This is a genomic window from Methanocorpusculum bavaricum DSM 4179 (genome assembly GCF_000430905.1).
Classification (GTDB): Archaea; Halobacteriota; Methanomicrobia; order Methanomicrobiales; family Methanocorpusculaceae; genus Methanocorpusculum; species Methanocorpusculum parvum.
This window is the reverse complement of sequence record NZ_AUMX01000026.1, coordinates 1-4,237: the sequence shown is the minus strand read 5'-3', so window position 1 is coordinate 4,237 and position 4,237 is coordinate 1. Positions and strand designations below refer to the sequence as shown.

Annotated in this window: 4 protein-coding genes; 2 read left to right on the top strand and 2 right to left on the bottom strand. The window is 42.4% G+C overall.

Annotated elements, in window-relative coordinates; genetic code table 11:
• Nucleotides 1-165 precede the first annotated feature (165 nt).
• A complete protein-coding gene (locus H575_RS06385; protein ID WP_042699694.1) occupies nt 166-873 on the bottom strand; it encodes a hypothetical protein in 708 nt (235 codons plus the stop codon).
• A gap of 15 nt (nt 874-888) precedes the next feature.
• A complete protein-coding gene (locus tag H575_RS06380; RefSeq protein ID WP_162139406.1) occupies nt 889-2,226 on the bottom strand; it encodes a zinc-dependent metalloprotease family protein in 1,338 nt (445 codons plus the stop codon).
• Nucleotides 2,227-2,465: 239 nt separating this feature from the next.
• Between H575_RS06380 and H575_RS06375 the strand changes: the two genes are divergently transcribed.
• Nucleotides 2,466-2,912, top strand: coding sequence for a hypothetical protein (locus tag H575_RS06375; RefSeq protein WP_052319998.1), 447 nt, complete (start codon nt 2,466-2,468; stop codon nt 2,910-2,912).
• Between the two features lie 109 nt (nt 2,913-3,021).
• The gene (locus H575_RS06370) at nt 3,022-3,762 is read left to right on the top strand and encodes a winged helix-turn-helix transcriptional regulator (RefSeq protein WP_042699688.1); all 741 of its coding nucleotides are present in this window, start codon (nt 3,022-3,024) and stop codon (nt 3,760-3,762) included.
• Nucleotides 3,763-4,237 lie beyond the last annotated feature (475 nt).

The following is a 4,237-nucleotide window of genomic DNA, read 5'->3' as shown; positions in this document are numbered from 1 at the left end:
AACTACCCTTTCTCCCTCATCTATTATCAATACATTGAGCATAGACTCCAATGCAGAATGTATCCGTCGGAATCGTGAGACAAATAGTGAGAAAATAGAGGGAGGGGATCACATCCGCAGATTGTAGTATTCAAATATCAGGTCTGTTTGGATTCTGTATTGTGTTCATTTTTCATCACATTCGTTACGCATGCATACATCATTTTCAGATTTTCGACACAGCCAAATCATGCAGGCTCCAACCGCGAGACCGAAAACGACCCAGATAATGGAGAGGGTCAACATAAATACCGGGGATATATACCAGGGATAAGCGGGAGGCATTCCGGGGACAACAACATCATATGCATCTCCTGCTATTCCACGAAACATAGCATAGATCAGATAGAAGATGCTGAATACGGCAAACCCTTTCGAGACTCCCGACAGGATCTTCTGCGGTTTTCGTGCTTCGCAGAGTCTTGGGACAACAAGGGAGAAGAGGGGGGCAAGGATCAGGAAGAAGTAGAGGGCGGTGACCAAAACCGGCATTCGCAGGAAATTCGTCAGCATTGACTGAGAAGAAGTGAATGCTCCGTCGATGATATTTGTGATGCCCATTCCGATGTTGATGACGAGCAAAAGAACAAGGGCAATTATAAGGACCGTGAACCATGTCGTGTTTTCTCTGCCGAGCGTTTTCTTATACATTATCACCCCGATAAGGACTGCGAGCGGCAGAATAAAAAATAGAGACGCAAACAGACCATCGGTGACGGCATTTGGCAAAGATATACTCCATGAGAAATATGCCGAAAAAACGCATAGCGGCAGTAGATAGATGAGTGCCATGCAGATGACGCTTGCTTTTGTGTTTTTGGTATGTTCAGTCATGATTATAGATGTATTTTACGTGTACAAACTTACACTGGTTTTATTATTTCTAATTATCTGTGCATTATTATGTGTTGCATCCCCATTATAAGATGGTGAGGAAAACTCGAGTAAGCTAAATGGATACCCATAATATTCACTTAGCATAACAGTATTTCTTACATTAAGCAACCACCATGTGTATGTTTGTTCATGTACTGCTCCAAAACAATGTCCAATTTCATGAATGATACTGTAAGTCCTTGAATAATCGTTTCCATTATAAACAGGGCCACTCCAATCAATAACCATTTGAGACCAGGCATATCTGGTATCATATCCCCATGATAATCCTTGAGCTTTATAATTCACCCCTTCAATATCATATCCCCCAAGATAAACACACAAATCAACATTCAAAGAGTCTAAAGTCGACAGCGGATAATAATATGCCAGAGTCTCTAAAGGATATGTAGTAATTGAAGAATTAGCACTTAACTGAGATTTTTGAGAGACATCATAATGCGGTACTAAAACAACTTTTACGTCATCTCTACCATAACTGGTGACTGAGTTTGCTGTTGCAATGTAACTTTGAGCGATTGTTACCCAGCTACTAGAGTAAAAAGCGTCGTCGGTTACAACAAGTACATCAACATAAATCGTGTCATATGGTCCCTTTGAGTTTGATCCAGCTGATTTTACGATATTTTCAGATAATGGGGCCGTTTGAATCTGATCTTTGACTCCGCAGAATTCGATCGGTTCATCCGGCTGAAGCATATCATACTCTGAATATACGATATGCAATGGCATACCAGTTGTTCGGCTGTTTTCACTTGCCTGAATTGCAGAGATGGTGATGTATTCACCAGGATAGCTTATAAATCCACAAAGAATATTATCCATATCTGCGGTCAAAACAACATGCGAGTCATCAATGCCTGAAATCACGCCCTCATAGGAATCAATACCATCATCAATGTTTTCAAAATTCATTCTTTTAAGGAGAAGAAGATAGTCTTTTCCGTATAATGTGATTGGAAGTGTGATTTCAGCCTGACGGTTGGGAATGGGGTTGTTGAAACAAATCACATCATAGATTTCTGAATCTTTTGCTATCTCGCCTGATGCTTTTTTGGCATCAGATGAGGCTATAACACTTTCTGGAATCTTCAAAGATTCGTAATTTATAGATGATTCTGATTCTTCTGTAATCATTTTCATGTCATAAATCGTTGTTTTACCAGGGAGGGTAAAAATTGGTACGCTATCACCGTCTGCAGTTTCTGCACTTATTGGAAAAATAAAAATTACTGCAATTATGAGCAGAAGAAGTGATATAATTTCAATACGTCGTTTAGTAAAATTCATTTTAATCTCGTTTGAGGGAGTCCTCATCGCAGATACGTAAGCAACACCAGAGGAAAACCCTCGTTTTGATAATCTTGTAGATTGTAACTCAATCCACACCTATCCCTTCTTTTTCATCTATTATCAATACATTGAGCATAGATTCCAATTCATGTATTCAAGAGGTAAAGGGAAAGAGGCAGAATTGGATACTAGGCTCAATGTATTTATAACAAAGAAACAACAGAACATACCAACGTATGAAGATACAGATTCTGTTGATCGGCATGCTCCTTTTGACCACATGCTGTGTAATGCCTGCGGGTGCAGCTGATTTTTCTGAGAATGCCGCAAAGTATACGATAACTCCCTGGTACAAATTTACCGATAGCAGCAAAGCTCCGCCGCTCTACGATACAATTACCCAAGGGGAATGGAAGAGTCACTCATATCTCCTTCCTGCCGGTAAAACAAGAATTGAGATTGCTCTCTCATGGGGAAATACGCAAAATACTCTCTACATGCTGATAAAAAAACCGGATGAATCTTCATATGGACCGTATTACGATTCATTTGATGGAGTAGCAAATGGAGTGATTCCCCTTGCCATAAGCGGAAACCTTGCAGCAGGCCTATGGACAATATCTATTAATGGGGCATCGGTGAGCGGTACTCAGCCATACACATTACAATTCTATGCTGTTTAGACACAAAATTCACTTTTTCCTATGGGTTGTGATCTTCTGCGTACTTGCAGGTGTATGTGGACCAGCGAGTGCCTTTGACTTCTATTATACTTATCCCGGCGAAGATGACTTGGTAATAACCCCGATCGACTATGAGATAGTTCCTGTCGATGACGGAATTGAGGGAGTGACTATTACCGGATGGCTGAACCTTGTTTACTGGAAAGAGGTGCTTCCCATCTATATCGGCTCATACTTTGACTACTTTGAACCAACGCCTCTTGGAGACATGACCAGAACAATGATGATTCCGCTTCTTACTACGATCTTTGGTATCTGCGGTACCTTCATCGTCTTCTGCCGCCGGAAATCTCCCGAAAAAAATCCGGAGTCGACCCCGGCAAAGATCCTCGCCTACATTCGGCAGCACAAATTCTGCTCGCAAAAACAGATCGTCAACGGGGTGGAGAGTTCCCGGGGATCCGTTGCCTATCAGCTTCACCGGCTCCAGATCGAGCAGAAAATATTTGCAGCCGAAGTGAACGGAAAAACGTATTATTCGGCACACCCGATCGATCAGGAATCCTTAGAACCGGTCGTATACAGCATTCTGGAAAATGAAACCACCGGCTCGATTTTCAAAACATTATATCTTCATCCAAACCTGACACGTCACGAGATCGCCGGGATCATCGGCAAATCTCCGGACACCGTGTATTTTCATCTGAAGAATTTCGACGGCCGGTTACTTACCGAGGTGAAAGAAGGAGGGATCTCGTACTACTCGCTCAGCCCGGATGCCAATGATGCCTATTTCAGAATGGAGCGTGGAGAAGTGGGCGGCGGCGAACGCATCGCCATGGAAACATGAGCATTCCAGGCATCGGATATTATTTGCCTGATCATTCGAATATTTGGATAACTAACAATATTTTTGTAGTTAACGCCGCATTTATGATAATATAGAGGCAATAATCCAGTATGAAATACGCACCCTCAGTGCTGGATAAAATCGTGGCAGGACTCGTCGTCCTGATCATCACGATCGCCGTATCCGGTTCAAAGTTCGGAAGATGACATTCTTCCAATAAACACCTCTCCTTTTTTCCGGGATCTTTCAGCTTTGGATCATGATGATGTTCTTTGTTTAGGAATTCCGCTGTGTTTATCACAATCTAATTCGGAAGGGAGATGGTCAGGTTTGGATGGATGAAAAAAACCAACCGCGAATAAGCCCAAATGAGCTTTGCTCATTTGAGGCGGCACGCAAGCCTTCGGCTTGCACGCCTCCGCGAATTAACGCGAATCGCATTTTTCTTGCGCCGTCGTGCTCTGCTCCGGCTGAT